We start from the raw sequence: 21,443 nt of genomic DNA on the forward strand, positions 1-21,443 counted from the left end.
TGGCGGTCAATTCCTAGGCCGCGCGCGGCAGGGGCGCCCGGACATAGGATTCCGCGTCACCGGCGAGCACGGTGCTCGGGGTGCCGTCGACCCCGACCGGGACCGGTCCGGCCAGGGTGATGCGGGTGAGCCTGCGGTGCTCGGCGCCGTCGTAGTCGTCCACCGCGTAGTGCTGGGTGGCGCGGTTGTCCCAGACGGCGACGTCACCGAGTTCCCAGTTCCAGCGGGTGGTGTGCTCGAGGCGGGTGATCCGGTCCTGGAACAGGCGGAACAGCGCCCGGGATTCGGTGCCGGACAGACCGGCGATCTCCTTGACGAAGCAGCCGAGCAGCAGGGCGCGCTCCCCGGTCTCGGGGTGCACCTCCACCACGGGGTGTTCGGTCTCGAAGTAGGTGGATTCGAATTCGTCGCGGTAGGCGCGGTCGCGCTCGCCGGGGTGGTCCTCGATGTCGGCGGCGTAGTCGTAGCGGTTGGTGTGGCGGGCGCGCAGGGACTCGGCCAGCAGCTTGAGCGGGGCGGGCAGGGCCGCGTAGGCGGCGACGGTGGAGGCCCAGGTGGTGGATCCGCCGTAGCTGGGCAGGGCGACCGCGCGCAGGATCGAGGCGCTGGGCACCCGGTCGACGAAGGTGACATCGGTGTGCCAGACATTCGACCGGGTCTGGTGCGAGTCGATGGCCAGGCTCTTGGCGCCCGCGGAGGTGACGGTGGGGTGTGGGGTGGTCGGGGTGCCGAGCAGCTGGGCGAACTCGTATTGGCCGTCCTCGGTGAGGTGGTGCTGGCCGCGGAAGAAGATCACCTTGTGCTCGTGCAGCGCGGCGCGGACGGTGGCGACGGTGGCCGGGTCGAGGTCACCGCCGAGCCGGACGCCGTCGATCCGCGCACCGAGGTGCGCGCCCAGCCGGACCACCCGCGCGGCGGTGCCGGGAACAGTGCTGTCGTCGACGGACATGCGGGGCCTTTCGCTCGGACCAGGACGATCTGGTCCCCAGCGAACCATCCGGCACCGCCCGCGAACACCCTTTGATTCACGCCGAGCGGAACACCCCCGCCGGTCAGCCCGCCTGGTCGAGGAACTCGCGGACGAGCTGGGCCAGCGCCTCCGGTTGGTCTTCGCCGATCCAGGTGCGCGAGTCCGGGATCACCGCGAGGCGCGCGTTCGGGAAGTCGGCGGCGAGCTGTCGCGCGTGACGCAGCGGGAAGACCTGGTCGTCGCCTGCCCAGGCGATCAGGACCGGCAGGGTGACGGCCGGGAAGCGGGTGGCCGCGTCGAGGGTGTAGCGATTGTCGACGGCGCGCAGGAAGGTGAGGGTGTCGCGCAGGATGGCGGGGTCGTGGGCGATGCCGTGCAGGTAGTGGTCGGCCACCGCCGGGTCCAGTGGGCTGGTGGTGAGGGCGCCGAAGCCGAGCCGGGAGCGGGCGCAGACGGTGCGGACGGCGGACAGGCGCAGGGCGCGGGCGGCCAGTGCCGCCACGGCGGGGACGCGTGCCAGCAGGCACAGGTAGTCGTACAGGGGTGGCGGGAAGTTCTCGTAGGCGTCGCAGGAGGTCAGGACGACCCGGCCGAGGCGCTCGGCCCGGCGGGTGACGACCAGCTGGGTGAGCAGGCCGCCGCCGTCGTTGCCGATCAGGGTGGTGTCGCGCAGGTCGAGGTGGTCGATGACCTCGGCGACGATGTCGGCCAGGCCGGTGGGGGTGAGATCCGCGTCCGGCGCCATGGGCAGGCGGTGGGCGCCGAAGGGCCAGTCGGCGGTGACGCACCGGTAGGACCCGGCCAGCAGCGGAACGACCTTGCGCCAGGCGGTGGCGTCGGCGAGGAGCCCCTGGACGAAGACCAGGGGTGCGCCGGTGCCGCGCTCGTAGATCCGGACCGGCCCGGCCGTCGTCTCGATGACGCGGGAATCGCCCAGGGCCGCGGCCGGATCGGCCGGGGTCTCGGGGGTGGTGTGCTCGACGTGCATGGCGGTCCGCCTTCCGGTGCGCTGGTGGTCGTGCAAGCATGGCGAGCGTGGACGGTCCGGCACTTCCAGAAACACGCTGTCCCGCACCGGCGACGGTGTGGTTGTGGCCGGGGCATGCCGTGTACCGGGGGCCGTCGCTGCGGCTGGACGCGCACCGCGGCACGGTGCACTGCCTGGCCGTGGGTGTCGACGCGCCGTTCACGCTCGTCGCCGATGGGCGCGAGCACACGGTGCGCTCGGCGCTGATTCCGCCGCTGACGACGCATCGGGTCGTCGCGCACGGCACCTCGATGCTGTTCTGCTACCTCGATCCCGGCTCGCCCCGGGCACCGCGCTGCCGGGAGCGGATGACGGCGCACGCGGGCGCGGGTATCGGCGTCGCGCACGCCGCCGAGGAGCGGCTGATCGCGCTCGCAGCACAGCCGCTGTTCGACCCCGTCGCGGCGGTCGAGCTGGCCTGCGGCTCCCCCGCGCCCACGGTCGATCCGCGGATCTCGGCCGCCATGGCGACGATGCTGGCGGATCCGGCCGACCCGCACGCGGCCGCGGAGCTTGCCCGCGCGGCGCACCTGTCGGCCTCACGATTCCTGCGCCTGTTCAACGCGCAGTCGGGCACGACGTTCCGCCGCTACCGGTTGTGGGCGCGCATGCTCGGTGTCGGCCGGGCGGTGGCCGCGGGCGCCGATCTGACCACCGCGGCCGCCGACGCCGGGTTCGCCAGCCCATCGCATTTCAGCGACACCTTCCACGCCATGTGTGGGCTCACCGCGGGCAGTCTGCTCGCGGCGGGCACCCGGCTCGTCGTGCTCGACCCGGCGCGGGCCGGTGGTGCGCCCGCGCCGATCCGTCGATCGAGATCGCCTATCGCCGCGTCCGGGAGGTCGTGACGCCACCGACACTGGCCGCAGTGCATCCACGGCGGCCGGAAGAGAGACGTGGCACGACTGCAGATCGAGGCGGTGTCCAAGCGGTTCGGTGCGCACCACGCGGTGCGCGAGGTGAGCCTCGACGTCGCCGACGGTGAGTTCCTGGTCCTGCTCGGGCCCAGCGGCTGTGGCAAGTCCACGCTGCTGCGGATGATCGCGGGGCTGACCGAGCCGAGCGCGGGCCGGATTCTGGTGGACGGCGCCGATGTCACCGGGGTGGCGCCGCAGCGGCGGGATCTGGCCATGGTGTTCCAGAGTTACGCGCTGTACCCGCATCTGTCGGTGGCCGGGAACATCGGGTTCCCGCTGCGGGCCCGGCGGGTGCGGCGGGCCGAGATCGCGCGGCGGGTCGCCGGGGTGGCGGCCACGCTGGAGCTCTCGGAGCTGCTCGAACGCAAGCCCGCGGCGCTCTCGGGCGGGCAGCGTCAGCGGGTGGCGCTGGCCCGGGCCATGGTGCGTGATCCCGGGGCGTTCCTGATGGACGAGCCGCTGTCGAATCTGGATGCCAAGCTGCGCGGCGCGACCCGGGCCGAGCTGGTCGCACTGCATCGGCGGCTGGGCGCGACCTTCCTCTACGTCACCCACGACCAGGTCGAGGCGATGACGATGGCCTCGCGGATCGCGCTGCTCGACGCGGGCCGGATCGCCCAGTGCGGCACTCCCGCCGAGCTCTACGACCGGCCGCGCTCCACCTTCGTCGCGGGATTCCTCGGCTCGCCGCCGATGAACCTGTTCCCCGCCGTCGTGCGCGCGCGGGCGGGCGACCTGTGGTTGACCGCCGACGGCGTCGACACCCCACTCGGCCGCACCGGCGAGCTCGGGACCGCCCGGCCGGTCATCGCCGGTATCCGGCCCGAACGGCTGCGGCTCGGTGGCACCGCGGGCTGCATCGGCGGCACCGTGCGGCGGGTCGAGAACCTCGGCGGCGAGGAGCTCGTGCAGCTCGCGGTCGGCGCGACCGAGCTGTGCGTGCGGGCCCCGCGCCCGGCCGGGGTCCGGGTCGACGAGTCCGTCACCGTGCGGGCCGATCCCGCCGACATCCACCTGTTCGACCCCGGCACCGGCCTGCGGCTGACTTGGCAGGCGCCGCAGGAGAACTCGCTCTCGCGACCGGCGGCGGCCGTGCCCGTCGCCTGACCCAGGCACCCATCACCCAGGCACCCATCGATGAGGAGAACCACCATGACACGCACCCGGCCCGTCCTGGGCGCGGTGTTGGCCACCGTGCTCGCAGTGAGCGGCTGCGGCCTGGGCGGCACCGCGTCCCCCGGTCCCGCGAACACCACGCGAATCCCGGAACTCGCGCCCGGACAGCAGGTCTCGATCGTCTTCGAGTCCTACAACTACGGGATGGCCGGGGCCTGGACCGACACCTTCGACGCCCTGCTCGCCGAATTCGGCGAGCGGTATCCGAATATCACCGTCACCGCGCGGAAGCCGCAGGGCAACAGCCCGAATCCGGCCACCGACACCATCTCCAGTATCCAGAACCAGCTGGTCGCGGGCGCGCCACCGGATGTCGCCCAGCTCGGTTTCAGCGATCTGGACTTCACCGTGCGTCAGCTGGGAGCGGCCCCGCTGGATCTGCTGGTCGGGCGCGACGAGGTCGACCGCGCCTTCGACGGCGCACGCCATCCCTACGCCCCGCGCGCCCGCACCCTCGACGACTGGGACGGCCACACCTACGGCATGCCGTTCGTGTTCTCCACGCCCGTCCTGTACTTCAACGCCTCGCTGTTCACGGCGGCGGGGCTCGACCCGGAGCGGCCGCCCACCACCTGGGCCGAGGCCGCCACCGCGGCCGCCCGGATCGCCGAGCGCACCGGCCGCGGCGGCATCTACCTCGACTGCCTGACCAAGTCCGCCATGGACTGGTGCTTCCAGTCGCTGGTGCGGTCCAACGGCGGCCGCGTCATCTCGCCGGACCGGCGCACCCTCACCTACGCGGAGGACCCCGCCGTCGAGGTGACCCGGATGGCGCGGGATCTGGTGACCTCCGGCGCCATGCCCGTGCTGAACCAGAAGCAGGGCTACGAGGCGTTCGCCCGCGGCGAGGAGTCCTATACCCGGATCGCCCGCGACATCGGCTATCTGCCGCTGCGCACCGGTCTGCTGGGCGAGCCCGGCGCGCTCGCGGAGTGGGCCGCGGCGGACCCGCTGCTGGCGCCGAATGTCGCCCAGCTCGCCACCATGGAGCCGTGGGTCTCGATGCCCGGCGACAACTATCTGCAGGTGCGCGACGGGATGATGGAGGCGGTCGAGGCGATCGTGTTCCAGGGCAGCGATCCCCGGTCCACGCTGGCCGCCGCGCAGGCGGCGGGCACCGCACTGCTGCCCGCGTCATGAGCGGGTTCACGCTGGTCCAGCTCACCGACACGCACCTGCGCCCGGCCGGGGAGCTCGTCCACGGCGCGGTGGACACCGACCGGAATCTGCGCCGGGTCCTCGACCAGCTGCGCGGCGCGGACCGGCACGTGGATGCGCTGGTGCTCTCCGGCGACCTCGCCGACACCGGGGCGCCCGCGGCCTACCGGCGGCTGCGGGCCCTGGTCGAACCGGTCGCGGCCGAGCTCGGCGCCGCCATCGTCTATGTGATGGGCAATCACGACGACCGGGCCGCCTTCGCCGCCGAACTCCTCGACCACGATCCGGTGGACCCCGCCGTGCCGCTCGACCAGCACACCGAGGTGGCCGGGGTGCGTATTCTCGCGCTCGACAGCACCACCCCGGGCCGCCACGACGGCAGGCTCGAACCCGGTCAGCTGGATCGGCTGGTCACCCACCTGCGCACCCCCGCCCCGCGGGGCACGGTGCTGGTGCTGCACCATCCCCCGCTGCCCGCGGCCGTGGCCACCGTCGACGCCCTCAAGCTCTCCGGCGCCGACCGGCTGGCCGAAGTCGTGGCCGGGTCGGATGTGCGGATGATCCTGTGCGGGCACAACCATCTCACCGGTGCCGCGGCGCTGGCGGGGATCCCGGTGTGGATCGGGCCCGCGCTGTCCTACCGGATCGATCCGATGGCACCGGTGGGCAGGCACCGGGGTTTCACCGGATTCGGCTACAGCCGTATCGATCTCGTCGGGTCGACCATGCTGGCCACCGCGATCGAGGCGACCCCGGCGACCCCGCTCTACGACCGGGCCGAAGCCGAGGTGCTCGCCCAGCTGGCGGCGCTCACCGAACGGGCGGGCTGACATGTTCGTCCTCGATCCCGAACCCGTCACCGTCTCCCCCGTCCCGGCGCGCCGCCGGGTCACCCGGCGCGCGGCGGCCCGGCTCGTCGCTCCCTACCTGTATCTGGCTCCGGCGCTGATCCTGCTGGTGGTGTGGACGTATCAGCCGCTGGTGCAGGCCGTGCAGTTGTCGACCTCGTCGTGGAATCTGCTGCCGACCGCGCCGATCCGTCCGGTCGGCACGGCGAATTACGCGCGGCTGCTGGACCTTCCGGCGTTCTGGGGCTCGCTGGGCCGCACCGCCACGCTGATCCTGGCCTGCTGCCGTTCACGGTGGTGCTGCCGGTGCTGCTCGCCCCGGCCGCCCAGCGGGTGTCCGGCCGGGCGCGCACGCTCTATCAGGCGCTGGTGTTCGCGCCGTTTCTCGTCGCGCCCGTCGCGGCGGCCGCGGTGTGGCGGTGGCTGCTGCATCCGGGGACCGGCTTCGTCGACCGGCTGGCCGGGTCCGGGCGCAACTGGGTCTACGACACCGCGACCGCGCAGGCGGTGATCGTGGTGATCACCGGCTGGCAACTGCTCGGATTCGCGGTGCTGGTGGTGGCGGCCGGGCTGGCGGGCATCCATGGCGACTACGGCGAGGCGGCGCGGGTCGACGGGGCCACGCCGGGGCAGATCCGGCGCTGGATCACTCTGCCGCTGCTCTCGCCCACCGTGCTGTTCCTGGTGTGGATCTCGGACAGGGTGGCCGTCCATGATGATTGACCGATTCCGCCGCGCGGGCAGCCACCTGCTGCTCGCCGGGACGGCACTGGTGTGCGTGTTCCCGATCTACTGGCTGTTCGCGACCTCGCTGCGCACGCCCCAGGATGTGGGGTCGCTGACGCCGGTGCCCTGGCCGCTGTCGATCGAGAACTATCTCGACGCGGCGCGGAAGGTGGACGTCGCCGGGTTGATCCTCAATACCGGTGTGGTGGCGACACTCTCGGCGGCCGGGCAACTGCTGATCGCGCTGCTCGGCTGCGTGCTGCCCACCCTCTGCTCGGCGCTGGCGATCCTGCTGCTGCGCCAGCACATGGACGGATTCCCCAAGGAACTCGTCGCCGCCGCGAAGATGGACGGCCGCGGCTCCTGGTCCATCCTCTGGACCGTCGTCGTGCCCACCCTGCGCCCCGCCCTGGCCGCGCTGGCCATCCTGCTGTTCATCAACGCCTGGAACGAGTACTTCTGGCCCGCGGTGGTCCTGCGCCGCTCCGATGCCGTGCTCCAGCTGGGGTTGCGCAGCTTCATGAGCACCGAGGGCGATCAGTGGGGTCCGCTCATGGCCCTGGCCGCCCTCGCCTGCCTGCCCGTGCTGCTGCTCTACCTCGTGCTCCAGCGCCACATCGCCGACGCCTTCGTCCGGTCGGGCCTGCGATGAGACCCGACCGGGCGATCACTGGCGGTAGGTGGCCAGGAAGCGGCCGATGCGTTCGATGATGGCCTCGAGCTCGTCGGCGTGCGGCAGGGTGACGATGCGGAAGTGGTCGGGGCGCGGCCAGTTGAAGCCGGTGCCCTGGACGATGTGCATCTTCTCCTGCAGCAGCAGGTCGAGGACGAACTTCTCGTCGTCGTGGATCGGGTACATGTCCAGATCGATGCGGGGGAAGGCGTAGAGCGCGCCCTTGGGCTTCACGCACGAGACACCCGGGATGGCGTTGAGGGCCTCCCAGGCGCGGTCGCGCTGTTCGCGCAGGCGGCCGCCGGGCAGGGTGAGGTCGTAGATGCTCTGATGCCCGCCGAGAGCGGCCTGAATGGCTTGCTGGGCAGGGACATTCGCGCACAGGCGCAGACCGGCCAGCATGGTCAGGCCCTCGAGGTAGCTCGCGGCGTGCTGAGTGGGGCCGGAGACCACCAGCCAGCCCGAGCGCAGACCGGCGGCGCGATAGTTCTTGGACAGACCCGAGAATGTCAGGCACAGCAGGTCGGGGGCCAGCGAGGCGATGGCGGTGTGTGCCAGGTCGTCGTAGTAGATCTTGTCGTAGATCTCGTCGGCGAAGACCACCAGATTGTGCCTGCGGGCGATCTCGAGGATTTCGCGCAGGACCTCGGGCGGATACACCGCCCCGGTCGGATTGTTCGGGTTGATCAGGACGATGGCACGGGTGCGGTCGGTGATCTTGGCGGTGATATCGGCCAGGTCGGGGTACCAGTCGGCGCCCTCGTCGCACAGGTAGTGCACGGGAGTGCCTCCGTTGAGGGCGGTCGCGGCGGTCCACAGCGGGAAGTCCGGGGCCGGGACGAGGACCTCGTCGCCGGTCTCGAGCAGGGCCGTCATCGCCATCATGATCAGCTCCGAGACACCGTTGCCCAGGAAGACCTCCTCGACATCGACATCGTCGACACCGAGGGTCTGGTAGTACTGCACCACCGCGCGCCGGGCCGAGAGCAGCCCCTTCGAGGAGGTGTAGCCGGTCGAGGACGGCAGCGTACGGACCATGTCCTGCAACAGGTCCGGGGGCGCGTCGAAACCGAAGATCAACGGGTTGCCGGTGTTGAGCTTGACGACGTGATGCCCCTCGGCCTCGAGCCGCGCGGCCTCCTCCGCGACCGGGCCGCGGATCTCGTACGACACTCCCGACAGCTTGCTGGACTGCTTGACCTGCATGAACATCCCTCCGAACCGTGGTTGCCGCACACACTACTTGGTATTTCCAAGATTTCACTTGGTTTTTCCAAGCCACTGGTTAAAGTAGTACACGTGCCACGCCGAAGCTACGACCACTACTGCGCGGTCAGCCGTGCCCTCGACCTCGTCGGCGACCGGTGGACCCTGCTCGTGGTCCGGGAACTGTGTTCCGGGCCGCGCCGCTACAGCGATCTGTTCGCCGATCTGCCCGGGATCAGCACCGATATGCTCGCCACCCGTCTCAAGGATCTCGAACGCGAGGGCCTGCTCACCCATCACCGCAACGGTATGCGGTCCAGTTACGAGCTGACCGCGTCGGGGCAGGCGCTGCGGCCGGTGCTCGACGCGCTCTCGGCCTGGGGCGCCCCGCTGCTCGGCGAGCGCAAGCCCACCGACGCGGTGCGCGCGCACTGGCTGGCGCTGCCGCTGGGTCGCGCGGTCGCCGCCCTGGTCCCCGAGGGGACCGTGACGGTCCACATCGGCGAGACGGTGCTGCACTACGTGATCACCGCCGACGGCGTCACCCACCACGAGGGCCCGGCGCACGCGCCCGATCGGGAGCTGCGGCTGGATCTGGCCGAAGCCACCGAGATCGCCACCGGCGCCCGCGCGCTCACCGCGGGCTAACGGCGCCGGAAGGGTTCGGCCAGCTGGTCGAGATAGCCCACCGGATAGTCCGGATGCGCGGCCATGCCGAGCCGCGCTCATCCGGACAGCTCGGTGGACGGGTGCACGGTCCGGAGGCTAGCCGGGATCTCAGGCCGACAGTGCCGTCACCTCGTCGGCGGCGTCCAGGCACGCCAGGAACAGCGAGACGGCGGGGTTGACCTCCTCGGCCCGCCACACCGCGTACACGTCCAGGGTCGGCACCGGGTCGACGAGTTTCACCGCCACCGCGTGACCCTGCGCCGCGCCCATCCCCATCGCCACGGCCCGCGGCAACGAGGCGAAGCCGACCAGCGGACGGACCGACACCAAGTGCGCGGTGGCGCCGGGATCGTCGGCGGTGTGGGTGATGTGCAGGGCGATGCCGCTCGCGGACGCCGACCGCAGGATCGTGTCGTACATAGCCGGGCACTGGTCGCGGCCGAACAGCACGCATTCCTGGTCGCGCAGCTCGGCGAAGGAGACTCCGGGGCGATCGGCCCAGCGATGCCGCCTGCCGACCACCGCCACCAGCGGAATCCGGTGCAGCAGGCGGCGGTGCCGGAACTCCGCGGTGCCGGGATGCCCGTAGACCAGGGCCACGTCCAGCGAGCCGTCGGCCAGCCCGGCCAGTTGCGGTCCGGTGCGCTTCTCCCACAGCGAGACAACGACATCGGGATGCCGTTCGGTCATCGTGGTCAGCGCACCCGGAAGCACGTGCTCTTCGGCGATGGCGATGAACGAGACGAGGTGCCGTAATTCCATGACGCCGGGCTCCTTCCGCGTCCCTTCACGCTAACGGGGGCGGATAACCGGCGGTGAATGCCGGATGACATCGCGGCGCTCACTTGGCGTCGCCGTAGCAGTCCACCACCGCGGTGGTGAAGGGGAAGCGCACCGGCGTGGGGCCGAAGGCGAGCAGGCCCGCGGTGTCGGCGGCGGTGGCGATCGCCGCGACGACGGTCGCGGCCTCCGGGGCCGGGCAGTGCACGATCACCTCGTCGTGCTGGAAGAAGACCAGTTCGGCGCGCAGCCCGGCCTGCGCGATGCTCCGGCGCAGGCCAGCCAGCACCAGCAGCGCCCAGTCCGCGGCACTGCCCTGCACCACGAAGTTGCGGGTGAACCGGCCCCTGGCCCGGGCGGCGGGGGTGCCGGTGAAGCCGGACAGGTTCTCCTCGGCGGGCACCGGTGGACAGGTGCGGCCCAGCCAGGTGCGCACCAGCCTGCCCTCGACCCCGGCGTGGGCGGCATCGTCGACGTAGGCCACGGCCGCCGGATAGCGGCGGCGCAGGGCGGCCAGGTGGGTGAGGGCGTCGCCGGAGGTCTGGCCGTAGATGGCGCCGAGCAGCGCGAGTTTCGCGCGGGCGCGGTCGCCGCCGAACCCGCGGGCGGCCAGGTCGGCGTAGAGGTCCTCGCGACGGCCCGCGGCGTCCATCAGCGCGGGATCGCGCGAGACGGCGGCCAGCACCCGCGGCTCCATCTGCGCGGCGTCGGCGACCACCAGCGTCCAGCCCGGGTCGGCGCGGATGGCCTGCCGGATGATCTTCGGGATCTGCAGGGCGCCACCACCATTGGTGGTCCAGCGCCCGGAAACCGTGCCGCCGGGCAGGTATTCGGGGCGGAACCGGCCGCCGTGCACCCACTGGTCGAGCCAGGACCAGCCGTGCGCGGTGTGCACGCGATACAGCGATTTATAGGCCAGCAGCGGCGCGACGGCGGGATGGTCGATGCGCTGCAGTTCCCATTTCCGGGTGGAGGACACTTCGACCCCGGCGCGGGCGAAGGCCCGCACGATCTCGGCGGGCAGGTCGGGGCGCACGCGGACGCCGAAGGCTCGCGACACCTCCTCGGCCAGCTCCGCCATCCGGCGCGGTTCGAGCCCGCCGGGAAAGCGCTCCCCCAGCAGGGTGTCGAGCAGTTCGCGGTGGATGTCGGCGCGCCACGGGATCCCGGCCTGCGACATCTCCGCGGCGACCAGCATGCCCGCCGACTCGGCCGCCAGCAGCAACCGCATACGGTCCGGGTGCTCGGTCTGCGCCGTGCGGGCCAGCTGACCGGCGTATACCGCCAGCAGGGCGGCGAATTCGTCGACGCCGGGCGGCAGCGGGACCGGCGCCGAGTCGAACAGCGAGGGCTCGGTGTCGGCGGCGCGCGCGGGGGCGTCCTCCGGGACGGGCAGGTGGTGCAGCCGCGCCCAGGCCGCCGCCAGCGATCGCGCCTGGCCGGACTGTCCCTGTTCGTGCCCGATCAGTAGGGCCTCGGCGGCTTGCACGTCGTAGCAGCGCTCGACCCGCACGCCCGCGGCGAGCAGCGGGCGGTAGATCTCGGTGGTCGAGCGCCAGACCCAGCGTTCCACCTCGGGCCGGGACCGCACGGCCTCGACCAGCGACGCTTCCGTGCGCACCGGGCCCGCCGGATTGCCCTGGGAGTCGAGCGGGCACAGGCGTGCGCCACCGTCACCCGACTCCGCTATCGCCCATCGCACGGTCCGAGTCTGGCAGCGGGGTCCGACAAACTAGCGCGCTGCCCGCGCCGGGTCGAGCGCGGCGAGGAACTCGGTGACCAGCGCGTTGTAGATCGCGGGCTGTTCGAGGTTCGGGAAGTGCCCGGCGTCCTCGATGGTCACCCGGCGGCCGTAGGGCACCGCGCGCAGCAGGGTGTCGACAGTCGCGGTGAGTTCGGGGGCGTCGGCGGCGCCGTCGACGGCGAGCACCGGGACCGAGATCCGGCGGGCGCGGCGCGCGACATCGGCGACCGGTACCACCGGGTCCGGTCGCGGCTCGGCGTATTTGGCGAGGGTCCGCGCGGCCGCCCGGCGGAGGTGGTCGAGGACGGCGGGGTCCACCTCGGTGGGTGCGCGGCGCGGGCCGACCGCCCACTCGACGAAGCCGTCCAGCCAGGCCGGGAGATTCCCGCCTGCGAGGGCGGCGTCCTGGCGGGCGAGCAGTTCCCGCGACCAGCTGTCGCGGTACTCCGGTTCGCCGATGCCGCGGCCGCCCACCACCAGACCGGCCACCAGGTCGGGGTATTCGAGCGCGGTCTCGACCGCGGTCATCGCGCCCATCGAAACACCCACCAGCACGGCCGATTCCACGCCGAGGTACCGCAGCAGGGCCGCCACGTCGTCGGCCCGGCGGTACGGCCCGGTCGCGACCGCGGACGCGCCGTGCCCGCGCGCGTCGGGGGCGATCACCCGGTGCTCGCGGCGCAGGTGCGCGAGCTGGGGGCCGAACAGCGAGGAGTCCACGAAGGCCGCGTGCAGCAGGACGACCGGGCGACCGGAGCCGCCGGTGTCGCGATAGGCGAGAACGCCGCCGGGGGCGTGGAAGGTGTGGTGATCGACCGAGTCGGACATGACAACCAAGGTGTCATAGTTTCGGAATATTGACAACCCAGGTGTCATACTGAACGGCGTGACCGAACACTCGACATCCGACGATCGCGCGCGGCGGCTCCTGACAGTCTTCGCCGAGGTCGGCGTCCTCTACCGGCAGGTGTATCGCCGGATCGAGCAGGACACCCTGGCCCAGGGGATCTCCGTCGGTATCCGCGCCGTCCTGGAACTGCTCGCCGGAGGCGGGCCGCGAACCGTTCCGGAGCTGGCCCGCACGCTGGCGCTGAGCAGGCAGTTCGTGCAGCGCACCGTCAACGATGCGGCGCAGGCCGGGCTGGTCGAGATCCGGGACAATCCCCGGCACCGCCGGTCCTCGCTGATCGCGGTGACCGATCGGGGCCGGGCGGCCCTCGACACGGCGACGGCCCGCGAGCTCGCCGTGCTGCGCGATCTCGGCGGTGACCTGACCGAGGCGCAGGTCGACGCCTGCCTGGCGGTGTTACGCCACCTGCGGATGTCCTTCGCCGATTCCGAGGGCACGGCCGATGCCGCCCCGTGATTTCGGGGTTCCCATCCGCCGAACGGGGGACGACATCGGACGCACACCGCCTCGATCATGAAATCCATGTCCGCTGTACGAGTTCTCGCCGCCCTCGCGGTGACATCCCTGCTGGCCACCGGCTGTGGCCCGACGACCACGGCGTCCTCGGCGCCCACGGCCGCGGCCCTGGCCGCCCAGGCCGACGCCGTCCCCACGCCCGAGATCGCCTGGGCCCCCTGCGCCGAACCCGGCCTGGCGGGCGACGACTGCGCCCGGGTGCCGGTCCCCCTCGACTACGCGCGGCCCGACGGCCCGGCGGTGGACCTGGCCGTGGTGCGGCAGCGGGCCCTCGATCCCGCGCACCGGATCGGCACCCTGTTCACCGCGGCGGGCGGGCCCGGCAGTTCCGGCATCGACTGGGCCGCCGGGGGGCCGATGTTCCCGGGCGTGGTGAGCGAGCGATTCGACGTGGTCACCTTCGATCAGCGCGGGATCGGGCGCAGTGCCGCCGTGCGCTGCTTCGCGGATTCGCAGGCGCAACAGGACTTCTGGCTCGGCTTGCCGATTCCGCCGACCGATGGGAGCGAGGAGCAGGCCGTGACGGACGGCAGTGCCCGATTCGCCGAGGGCTGTGCGGAGTTCGGTGGTGATCTCATCGCCCATCTGACGACCGCCGACGCCGCGCGCGACCTCGAGCTGCTGCGCCGCGCCGTCGGCGACCCCGCGCTGACCTACGAGGGCGGTTCCTACGCGAGCTATCTCGGCATGACCTACGGCGCGCTGTTCCCGGATCGGGTCCGTGCCCTGCACCTGTCCTCGATCGTCGACTCCGAGGGCTACACCCTCGACACCCGCGCCGATATCGCGCGCACCGCCCGGGGCACCGAGGAGGTCCGCGTCGAGTTCGCCCGGCTGTGCGCCGAGGCCGGGGTCGCACGCTGCCCCTTCGGCGGTGGATCCGCCGACCACGTCCTCACCCGGGACACCTCGCTGCTCGAACAGTCCGCCGCGGCACCGATCCAGGTCGGGAGCGGCGACACGGCGATCACGGTGACCCACAGCCAGCTCGTCCACGCGCACGCCATGCTGCTCTACCGCCCGGACCAGGGCTGGCCCGCGCTGGCGGCCCTGCTGAGCGAGCTCGCGGCGGGCCCGGACGGCGATCCGGAGGTGGTCGGTCAGGTTCTCGGCGCGGTCACCCTCACCGGCGACTTCCTGGACTCCTTCGTCGCGATCTCCTGCGCCGACAATGCCGTCGGCCGCCACCCCCACCGCTGGCCCGAATTCGCCGCGGACAGCGCCGCGCAATCCCCGTTCTTCGGGCCGTTCTGGCTCTACCTCCGTCAGCCGTGCGCGACCTGGCCGATGCCCGAAGACGGGTTCCCCCAGCGGTTTCCGGGCCCGTGGCGCTCCTCCGTCCCGGCGCTGCTGGTGAACAACCGCTTCGATCCGGCCACACCGCTGTCCGGTGCCGAACGGGCGGCCCAGGCTTTGGGTGGGGCCCGGCTGGTGGTCGTCACCGACGGCTACGGTCACGAGCCGACCGGTGACTGCGTGACCGAGTTGCGCGAGCGCTATCTCGTCGACCTCGTCGTTCCGGCAGCCGGGACGACGTGCACGGTCGACCGGCTGCCGTTCGCGGATTAGCGCCGGGCGAAGTCCAGCAGGTCGCGGGAGAGGCGGTGACGATGGATGAGGTCCCGCACCACCTCGCCCGTGCCGGGGTCAGTCCCGCAGCAGGGGCAGCAGCTGGGAGCCCTGGCGTTCGATCTCGCGCAGGTAGGGCGTGTCGGACAGGACGAAATGGGTGATGCCGAGGTCGCGGTACTTGCGCAGGGATTTCGCGACGTCCTCGGCGGAGCCGACGAGCCAGGTGGTGCCCGCGCCGCCGCCACCGTAGCGGCCCGGGGCGGTGTAGAGGTTGTCGTCGAGCACGTCACCGCGCGCGGCCAGATCGAGCAGGCGTTGCTGGCCGACGGCTGCGCGGCGGCGTGGATTCGCGCCCGCACCGGCGCTTTTCGCCATCTCGGCGACCTTCGCCTCCGCGTCGGCCCAGGCCTGTTCGGTGGTGTCACGCACGAAAGTGGTGATGCGCAGGCCGAATTCGAGCGGAGCGTGCTCGCGGCCGAGTTCGTCGCTCAGCGCGCGCAGGCGTTCGATCCGCTCGCGGACACCGTCGAGCGGTTCGCCCCAGAACAGCTGCACATCGGCCTCGGTGGCGGCGACACGTTCGGCGGCCGCGGACGCCCCACCGAAATACAGCGTCGGATGACGGCGCTCGCCCCGGACGACGATCCGTGGCTGCACGGTGGAATCGGTGACCTGGAAGTGCTCGCCCCGGTAGGTGACGTTCTCCTCGGTCCACAGTTTGCGCACCAGCTGCAGGAACTCCCTGGTGCGCGCGTAGCGGTCGGCCTGGTCGCCCTCGCTGTCACCGTAGGCGCCCAGATCGTCCTTGCCCGAGACGATGTTCACCCGCACCCGGCCGCCGGTCAGGTGATCGAGGGTGGCGGCCGCGGCGGCGAAGTTCGCGGGCCGCCAGTAGCCGGGACGGATGGCGACGAGCGGTTCGAAGGTCTCGGTGCGCGCGGCCAGCGACGCGGCGACGGTGAGGGTGTCGGGCCTGCCCCAGCCGGTGCCGAGCAGGGCCCCCTGCCAGCCGTGCGTCTCGAGTGCCCTGGCGTGCGCGGTCAGGGTGTCGAGGCTGTTGTGCCCGGCGACGACGGGTTCCCCGCGATGACCCGGGGTGACCTGATTGGGGATGTACCAGAGGAATTCGAGGCTCACCCGCCGAGTATCGACCCGGCCGCGGCGCCCGCACCGTCGCGCGGCGGCGGCGCCGACCCCCGGCCGGGCCGCTGACCAGCGCAGATCCGCCCGATCCCGGAATAGAATCCCGCCGAGCGAGAATCAGGTGATATCGGCGCGATGGCGCAGCGTGTCCACCGCGGTGAAGGCCGCCGCCAGCAGGATCATCCCGGCCGAGACCAGCAGCGCCGCCTCGAGCCCGTGATGGAAGGCCACCTTGCCCAGCTCGAACGCCTCGGAGACCTTCGACCAGTACGGCAGGTACTGGGTGATATTGGTGCCCTCGGGAATTCCGCCCCGCTCGACGGCCTGGATGGCGTCGTACTGCAGGGTCGTCGGCAGACCCAGTTCGGTCATCCGAGCCTTGAGGTCCGCGGACAGGAACGAGCTCACCAGCGCGCCGAGCACCGCCACGCCGAAGGCCGACCCGATCTGGCGCATCGTATTGGTCACCGCGGCCGCCATGCCCGAATGCTCGGCGGGGACACCGGAGAGCACCGCGGAGGTCAGCGGCACCACGGCGATCCCGAAACCGAATCCGGCCACACCCATCGCGGCGGCCAGCCACGGATCGTCCACCGTGCCCGACAGCTCGTATCGGGTCAGCAGGATGCCGCCCGCGCCGAGCACACAGCCCAGGATCATCGGGGTGCGCGCGCCCCGGCGGGCCACCCAGTACCCGGCCACCAGCGCGCCGATCACGATGGTGACGGCCATCGGGACGAAGATCCCGGCGGTGCGCGCCCCCGAGTAGTCCCGCATCACCTGCAGATACAGCGCGGTGAAGAAGAAGATCGAGAAGATGCCGAAGTAGACGGCGAAGGCCACCACCAGCGCACTGCGCACGACCGATACCCGCAGATACCGGAAGTCGAGCATCGGTGCGCGGACCCGTTTCTCGACCAGTACGAAGCCGATCAGGGCGAGCGCGCCGATCGCGAACAGGCCGAGCACCGACGGCGAGGTGTAGCCCCAGTCCGGGCCGACGGTCGCGGCGTAGACCACCGTGCCGAAGGCGGTGGCGCCCAGCACCGCACCGGCCCAGTCGACCGGCTCCTGCCGGGGATCGGCGCTCTCGGGCACCGACCACAGCGCCGCGATCAGCGCCACCGCGCCGATCACCAGGTTGAACCAGAAGATCGAGCGCCACCCGTAGGCGTGCACCAGCACCCCGCCCAGGACCGGTCCGGCCGCCAGCGCCAGGCCCGAGACCGCCGCCCACACACCGACCGCCTTCGCGCGGGTCCGGTTGTCCGGGAAGATGTGCCGCAGCACCGACAGCGTGCCCGGTTCCGACGCCGCCGCCCCGAGGCCCATGATCGCGCGCCCGGCGATCAGCATCGCGACGCTGCTCGCCAGCGCCGAGACCACCGACCCGGCGCAGAAGATCACCAGGCCGATGATCATCACCTTCTTGCGGCCCCAGCGGTCGCCGAGCGAGCCACCGGCCAGCATCAGCCCGGCGAACACCACGGTGTAGGCGTTGACCACCCACTGCAGGCCGGTGACGTCGGCCAGCAGATCGCCGCGGATGTCACCGAGTGCCACACTCACCACGGTGGTGTCGAGGAAGGTCACGAACACCACGGCGACCACGGCGGCCAGCGCGACACCCGGCCGTCCCTGTGTCCCCGGCATTTTGATCATCGATCTCACCCGGCACACGGTACTGGCGAGTATCGCGCGGCGCCGACCCTCCGCGGCGCCGGACGGGCGGGCGCGCTCAGCCCGCGGCGGGCAGGACGCGCAGGATCGGGTCGTAGGCCCAGTTCAGGATGCGCTCGGCATCCTGCTTGGCCACGATGCTGCTGTGGTCGGAGCTGTGCAGGACCACGCCGACGAGCGGGATACCCGCGCGGACGGTCTCGAACAGCAGGCAGTGCCCGGCCGCGTCGGTATTGCCGGTCTTGATGCCGATGGTGCCCGGGTATTCGCGCAGCAGGCGGTTGGTGGTCTCCCAGGAGTGTTCCCGGTTGCCCGGTCCGGCGGGCACGAAGAAGTCCCTGGCGGCGACGATCTCCCGGAAGGCGGGCATGGTCATCGCCCGCACGGCGAGGGTGACCAGGTTCGCCGGGGTGGACAGAGTGGCGTAGTCGTGCGGCTCGGGCAGCCCGCTCGGATCGCTGAACTGGGTTCCGCCCAGGCCCATCAGCCGGGCGGTGTCGTTCATCCGGCCGATGAACGCGCCCTGGCCGGGGCCGAAGGACTCCGCGAGGGCGTAGGCGGCGTCGCAGCCCGAGGGCAGCAGCAGGCCGTAGAGCAGCTGACGGGCGGTGAGTACCTCGCCCGCGGACAGTCCGGCGGTGCTGCCGCCGTGCTTGCCGCAGTAGGCGAAGGCCTCCGCCGGGACGGTCACCGGGCGTTCCAGATCGTTGGCGGCGATCACCACGACCGCGGTCATCACCTTGGCGATGCTGGCGATCGGCACCGGGGTGTGCGCCTCGCGCGACCACAGCACGGTGCCGGTGACGCCGTCGGCCAGCGCCGCGCCCGCGGCCTGGACCCCGTCGGGTCCGGTGGCGGACCACGGTAGGAGATCGGCACTTCCGGTGGGACCGGCGGCCGCGACACCGTGACCGACCGCGACCACCACGACCCCAGCGACAACAGCGTGCAACACCCGGGCAAATGTCCGCATCGCGACATTGTGTCGCACCGGGACGCGCAAACGCGGGAACGGCACGCCGTGTTTCCGGCGCCGCCCCCCTGCCCGCGCGCGTCTGCGAGACTGGCACGGTGAGCGAATCGGATGCGGGGACCTATGTCGAAGCCGGTGAATTCCGCCGCGACACCAACTACATCACCACCCGGATCACGGCCGACGGCCGCGACGGTTATCCGGTCGAGTCCGGCCGCTATCGGCTCGTCGCGGCCCGGGCCTGTCCGTGGGCCAATCGCACGCTGATCGTGCGGCGGCTACTCGGGCTCGAGCCGGTGCTGTCGCTGGGGCTGTGCGGGCCCACCCACGACAAGCTCAGCTGGACTTTCGATCTGGACCCCGGCGCGGTGGACCCGGTGCTGGGCATCCACTACCTGCGCGATGCCTATCTGGCCCGGTTCCCGGACTATCCGCGCGGGATCACCGTGCCCGCGGTGGTCGACATCCCGACCGGACAGGTCGTCACCAACGACTACGCCCAGATCACCCTCGACTTCTCCACCGAGTGGACCGCCCACCACCGGCCGGGCGCCCCGCGGCTGTATCCGGAACCGCTGCGCGAGCAGATCGACGAGATCAATCGCGAGGTCTTCCGCGACGTCAACAACGGGGTGTATCGCTGCGGTTTCGCCGGAGCGCAGGACGCCTACGACATCGCCTACGCGCGCCTGTTCGCCGCCCTCGACCGGCTCACCGAGCGCCTGCGCACCCAGCGCTACCTGGTCGGCGACACCATCACCGAGGCCGATGTGCGGCTGTTCACCACGCTGGTCCGCTTCGATCCCGTCTATCACGGCCACTTCAAGTGCAACCGCGGCAAACTCTCCGAGATGCCGGTGCTGTGGGCCTACGCGCGGGATCTGTTCCAGACACCCGGGTTCGGCGACACCGTCGATTTCGGGCAGATCAAGGAGCATTACTACGCGGTGCACCGCGATATCAACCCGACCGGCATCGTCCCGGCCGGACCCGATCTCGCGAACTGGCTGACCCCGCACCACCGGGAGGAACTGGGCGGCAGGCCGTTCGGTGACGGCACCCCGCCTCCCCCGCCGCACCTCGCCGAGCAGGTGCCCGCGATCCCGGGGCACTAGTCCCGGGCCTTGCCATCACCGGCGCGTCCTCCTACCCTCTCCTGTCATGCGAATATTCGGTTCATAGAGTTCGAATATTCGGCACCGGAGAAACAGGGAGTCGCCCGTGTTCGACAGACTGGGCCGCGTCGCCGCGACCGCCGCGATCGGTATCACCGCACTGCTCACCGTCAGCACCGGCACCGCGACAGCGGGTTTCGGCACGCTGCCCCCGGCGAACCCGCATCTGGGCCCGCTGGGGACCGCGACCATGCACGGCGATGCCGAGTCGTCCGACGCCACCCCCTTCGCCGGGCCCGGCATAGGGAGCGTCGACAGCGACTTCCGGGAGCTCGCGGCGGCGTGCCCAACCATCCTGCAGGGTTCCGACGGGATGCCGCAGGCGCTGTGCACCAAGATCATCGACCGGGCGCCGAAGGTGTTCCTGCTCGATCCGGGCAGCGGGCAGCCGCTGGCCTCGCTCGATCTGGCCAAGGGCAGCCTGCTCGGCGGCGTGTACGCCTATCTCGACAGCGCCGACCGGATGGTCACCGTGGACGGCAGCGGCAAGCTGCTGCGGATCGGGCACCGCCGCGAGGGTGACGGCTGGCGGGTGTTCGTCGAGTCGTCCACCGAGATCGCCGCCGCGGTGACCGGCCACTGCGGCGGCGGGGACTGCGACGCGGTGAGCTCGGTGATGCCCGATTTCGACGGCCGGGTCTGGTTCGCCACCGACCACGCGGCCGCCGGGTTCGCCGATCCGGCGACCGGGGCCACCCGCTCGATCGTGCTCGGTCCCGGCGAACAGGTCGCCAACAGCATCTCCTCGGCGCCGCAGGGCGTCGCCATCGCCACCACGCACGCGCTGTACCTGGTCGACGTGGACGCGGCCGGTGCGCCGCGGGTGGTGTGGCGCCGAGCCTACGAGCGCGGTCCGGCGCGCAAACCCGGACAGCTGTCCTGGGGGACCGGCGCGACGCCGACCTTCTTCGGACCGGGCAGCGGCACCGAGTATCTGGCGATCACCGACAACGCGGTCCCCAAGGAGAACCTGCTGGTCTTCGACACCGCGACCGGCGACCAGGTGTGCGCGGTCCCGACGGTGGACGGCACGGAGAACTCCCCCATCGGCGCGGGCAACAGCCTGTTCGTCGCGAGCACCTACGGCTATCCGTACCCGGCGGTCCCGGAGGGCGCGGGGCCGAGCGAACCGGCCAACGCCGCGTTCACCGGCGGGATGGTGCGAGTGGATGTCACCGGCGGGCAGTGCCGGGTGGCGTGGACCAACAAGGCGCTCTCGGCGGCAGTGCCGCGGCTGTCGGTGGCCGACGGCAAGATCTACACCGTCACCCGGCACACCGTGATCCCGACCGGCAGCGCCGGGGTGACCGACAGCTTCCACTACACCGTCATCGACGCCGCCACCGGGCACATCGACACCGAGCAGCTCATCGGCGGGACCGCGATCCACAACACGCTGCAGATGGTGGGCACCATCTCCCCCGACCGGACGCTCTACCAGGGGACCATGAGCGGGCTGTTCCGCATCGCACCGCGCTGAGCGCCGGGCGTCCACTGTGACGGTCACCGCGTACCGCACGCGTCAGCAAATCCGTAGCATCGATCCCAGATAACCGACCCGATAGCGTTTCACATGGGAG

20 protein-coding genes are annotated in these 21,443 nt (G+C 71.7%); 11 read left to right on the plus strand and 9 right to left on the minus strand.

What is annotated here, in order from left to right:
• Positions 1-13 precede the first annotated feature (13 nt).
• Both WA675_RS06350 and WA675_RS06355 read right to left on the minus strand, forming a co-directional pair.
• Positions 14-949 (minus strand): TauD/TfdA dioxygenase family protein, encoded by a 936-nt coding sequence (locus WA675_RS06350; protein WP_336082697.1) that lies wholly within the window; start codon positions 947-949, stop codon positions 14-16.
• A 103-nt stretch (positions 950-1,052) separates the two neighbouring features.
• Positions 1,053-1,958 (minus strand): alpha/beta fold hydrolase, encoded by a 906-nt coding sequence (locus tag WA675_RS06355; protein ID WP_336082699.1) that lies wholly within the window; start codon positions 1,956-1,958, stop codon positions 1,053-1,055.
• Between the two features lie 119 nt (positions 1,959-2,077).
• Here WA675_RS06355 and WA675_RS06360 point away from each other — a divergent pair, with 119 nt between their 5' ends.
• From WA675_RS06360 to WA675_RS06385, 6 genes are all read left to right on the plus strand, one after another.
• Positions 2,078-2,845 carry a helix-turn-helix domain-containing protein gene (locus WA675_RS06360; protein WP_336082701.1) on the plus strand — a complete coding sequence of 256 codons (768 nt, stop codon included), beginning with the start codon at positions 2,078-2,080 and terminating at the stop codon, positions 2,843-2,845.
• A 48-nt stretch (positions 2,846-2,893) separates the two neighbouring features.
• Entirely contained in the window at positions 2,894-4,021 is a 1,128-nt protein-coding gene (locus WA675_RS06365) for an ABC transporter ATP-binding protein (RefSeq protein ID WP_336082703.1), read from the plus strand.
• A gap of 45 nt (positions 4,022-4,066) precedes the next feature.
• Complete coding sequence (locus WA675_RS06370) at positions 4,067-5,230, plus strand: extracellular solute-binding protein (RefSeq protein ID WP_336082704.1); 1,164 nt, start codon at positions 4,067-4,069, stop codon at positions 5,228-5,230.
• The gene (locus WA675_RS06375; RefSeq protein WP_336082706.1) at positions 5,227-6,078 is read left to right on the plus strand and encodes a metallophosphoesterase; all 852 of its coding nucleotides are present in this window, start codon (positions 5,227-5,229) and stop codon (positions 6,076-6,078) included. Before WA675_RS06370 ends, WA675_RS06375 begins: the two co-directional genes overlap by 4 nt.
• A 180-nt stretch (positions 6,079-6,258) precedes the next feature.
• The gene (locus WA675_RS06380) at positions 6,259-6,819 is read left to right on the plus strand and encodes a carbohydrate ABC transporter permease (protein ID WP_336082708.1); all 561 of its coding nucleotides are present in this window, start codon (positions 6,259-6,261) and stop codon (positions 6,817-6,819) included.
• Positions 6,809-7,474, plus strand: a complete 666-nt coding sequence (locus WA675_RS06385) for a carbohydrate ABC transporter permease (RefSeq protein WP_336082710.1) — start codon at positions 6,809-6,811, stop codon at positions 7,472-7,474. The genes WA675_RS06380 and WA675_RS06385 overlap by 11 nt, the downstream gene beginning before the upstream one ends.
• A 15-nt stretch (positions 7,475-7,489) precedes the next feature.
• On the opposite strand, the gene WA675_RS06390 is transcribed toward WA675_RS06385, so the two are convergent.
• Positions 7,490-8,701: a pyridoxal phosphate-dependent aminotransferase gene (locus WA675_RS06390; protein WP_336082711.1), complete on the minus strand. Its 1,212-nt coding sequence runs from the start codon at positions 8,699-8,701 to the stop codon at positions 7,490-7,492.
• A gap of 93 nt (positions 8,702-8,794) precedes the next feature.
• Between WA675_RS06390 and WA675_RS06395 the strand changes: the two genes are divergently transcribed.
• Complete coding sequence (locus WA675_RS06395) at positions 8,795-9,349, plus strand: winged helix-turn-helix transcriptional regulator (protein WP_336082713.1); 555 nt, start codon at positions 8,795-8,797, stop codon at positions 9,347-9,349.
• A gap of 129 nt (positions 9,350-9,478) precedes the next feature.
• Here WA675_RS06395 and WA675_RS06400 read toward each other — a convergent pair whose 3' ends face one another.
• The 3 genes from WA675_RS06400 to WA675_RS06410 all read right to left on the minus strand — a co-directional run bounded on the left by WA675_RS06400 (position 9,479) and on the right by WA675_RS06410 (position 12,722).
• A complete protein-coding gene (locus WA675_RS06400) occupies positions 9,479-10,132 on the minus strand; it encodes a LysR family substrate-binding domain-containing protein (protein ID WP_336082715.1) in 654 nt (217 codons plus the stop codon).
• Positions 10,133-10,211: 79 nt separating this feature from the next.
• The gene (locus tag WA675_RS06405; RefSeq protein WP_336082717.1) at positions 10,212-11,852 is read right to left on the minus strand and encodes a bifunctional 3'-5' exonuclease/DNA polymerase; all 1,641 of its coding nucleotides are present in this window, start codon (positions 11,850-11,852) and stop codon (positions 10,212-10,214) included.
• A gap of 30 nt (positions 11,853-11,882) precedes the next feature.
• Positions 11,883-12,722: an alpha/beta fold hydrolase gene (locus WA675_RS06410; RefSeq protein WP_336082718.1), complete on the minus strand. Its 840-nt coding sequence runs from the start codon at positions 12,720-12,722 to the stop codon at positions 11,883-11,885.
• 58 nt (positions 12,723-12,780) lie between these two features.
• Here WA675_RS06410 and WA675_RS06415 point away from each other — a divergent pair, with 58 nt between their 5' ends.
• Positions 12,781-13,260 (plus strand): MarR family winged helix-turn-helix transcriptional regulator, encoded by a 480-nt coding sequence (locus WA675_RS06415; protein WP_336082720.1) that lies wholly within the window; start codon positions 12,781-12,783, stop codon positions 13,258-13,260.
• Between the two features lie 66 nt (positions 13,261-13,326).
• Entirely contained in the window at positions 13,327-14,889 is a 1,563-nt protein-coding gene (locus WA675_RS06420; protein ID WP_336082721.1) for an alpha/beta hydrolase, read from the plus strand.
• Positions 14,890-14,967: 78 nt separating this feature from the next.
• Here WA675_RS06420 and WA675_RS06425 read toward each other — a convergent pair whose 3' ends face one another.
• The 3 genes from WA675_RS06425 to WA675_RS06435 form a co-directional block, all read right to left on the minus strand.
• Positions 14,968-16,029, minus strand: a complete 1,062-nt coding sequence (locus WA675_RS06425; RefSeq protein WP_336082723.1) for an LLM class flavin-dependent oxidoreductase — start codon at positions 16,027-16,029, stop codon at positions 14,968-14,970.
• A gap of 123 nt (positions 16,030-16,152) precedes the next feature.
• Positions 16,153-17,697, minus strand: coding sequence for an MFS transporter (locus WA675_RS06430; protein WP_336082852.1), 1,545 nt, complete (start codon positions 17,695-17,697; stop codon positions 16,153-16,155).
• A 76-nt stretch (positions 17,698-17,773) separates the two neighbouring features.
• Positions 17,774-18,688 (minus strand): D-alanyl-D-alanine carboxypeptidase family protein, encoded by a 915-nt coding sequence (locus WA675_RS06435; RefSeq protein WP_336082725.1) that lies wholly within the window; start codon positions 18,686-18,688, stop codon positions 17,774-17,776.
• A 98-nt stretch (positions 18,689-18,786) separates the two neighbouring features.
• Between WA675_RS06435 and WA675_RS06440 the strand changes: the two genes are divergently transcribed.
• Together WA675_RS06440 and WA675_RS06445 are read left to right on the plus strand one after the other, a co-directional pair.
• A complete protein-coding gene (locus tag WA675_RS06440; protein ID WP_336082727.1) occupies positions 18,787-19,803 on the plus strand; it encodes a glutathione S-transferase family protein in 1,017 nt (338 codons plus the stop codon).
• Between the two features lie 106 nt (positions 19,804-19,909).
• The gene (locus WA675_RS06445) at positions 19,910-21,343 is read left to right on the plus strand and encodes a hypothetical protein (RefSeq protein ID WP_336082728.1); all 1,434 of its coding nucleotides are present in this window, start codon (positions 19,910-19,912) and stop codon (positions 21,341-21,343) included.
• The last annotated feature ends 100 nt before the right edge of the window (positions 21,344-21,443 follow it).

The organism is Nocardia sp. SSK8 (genome assembly GCF_037034205.1).
Lineage (GTDB): Bacteria > Actinomycetota > Actinomycetes > Mycobacteriales > Mycobacteriaceae > Nocardia.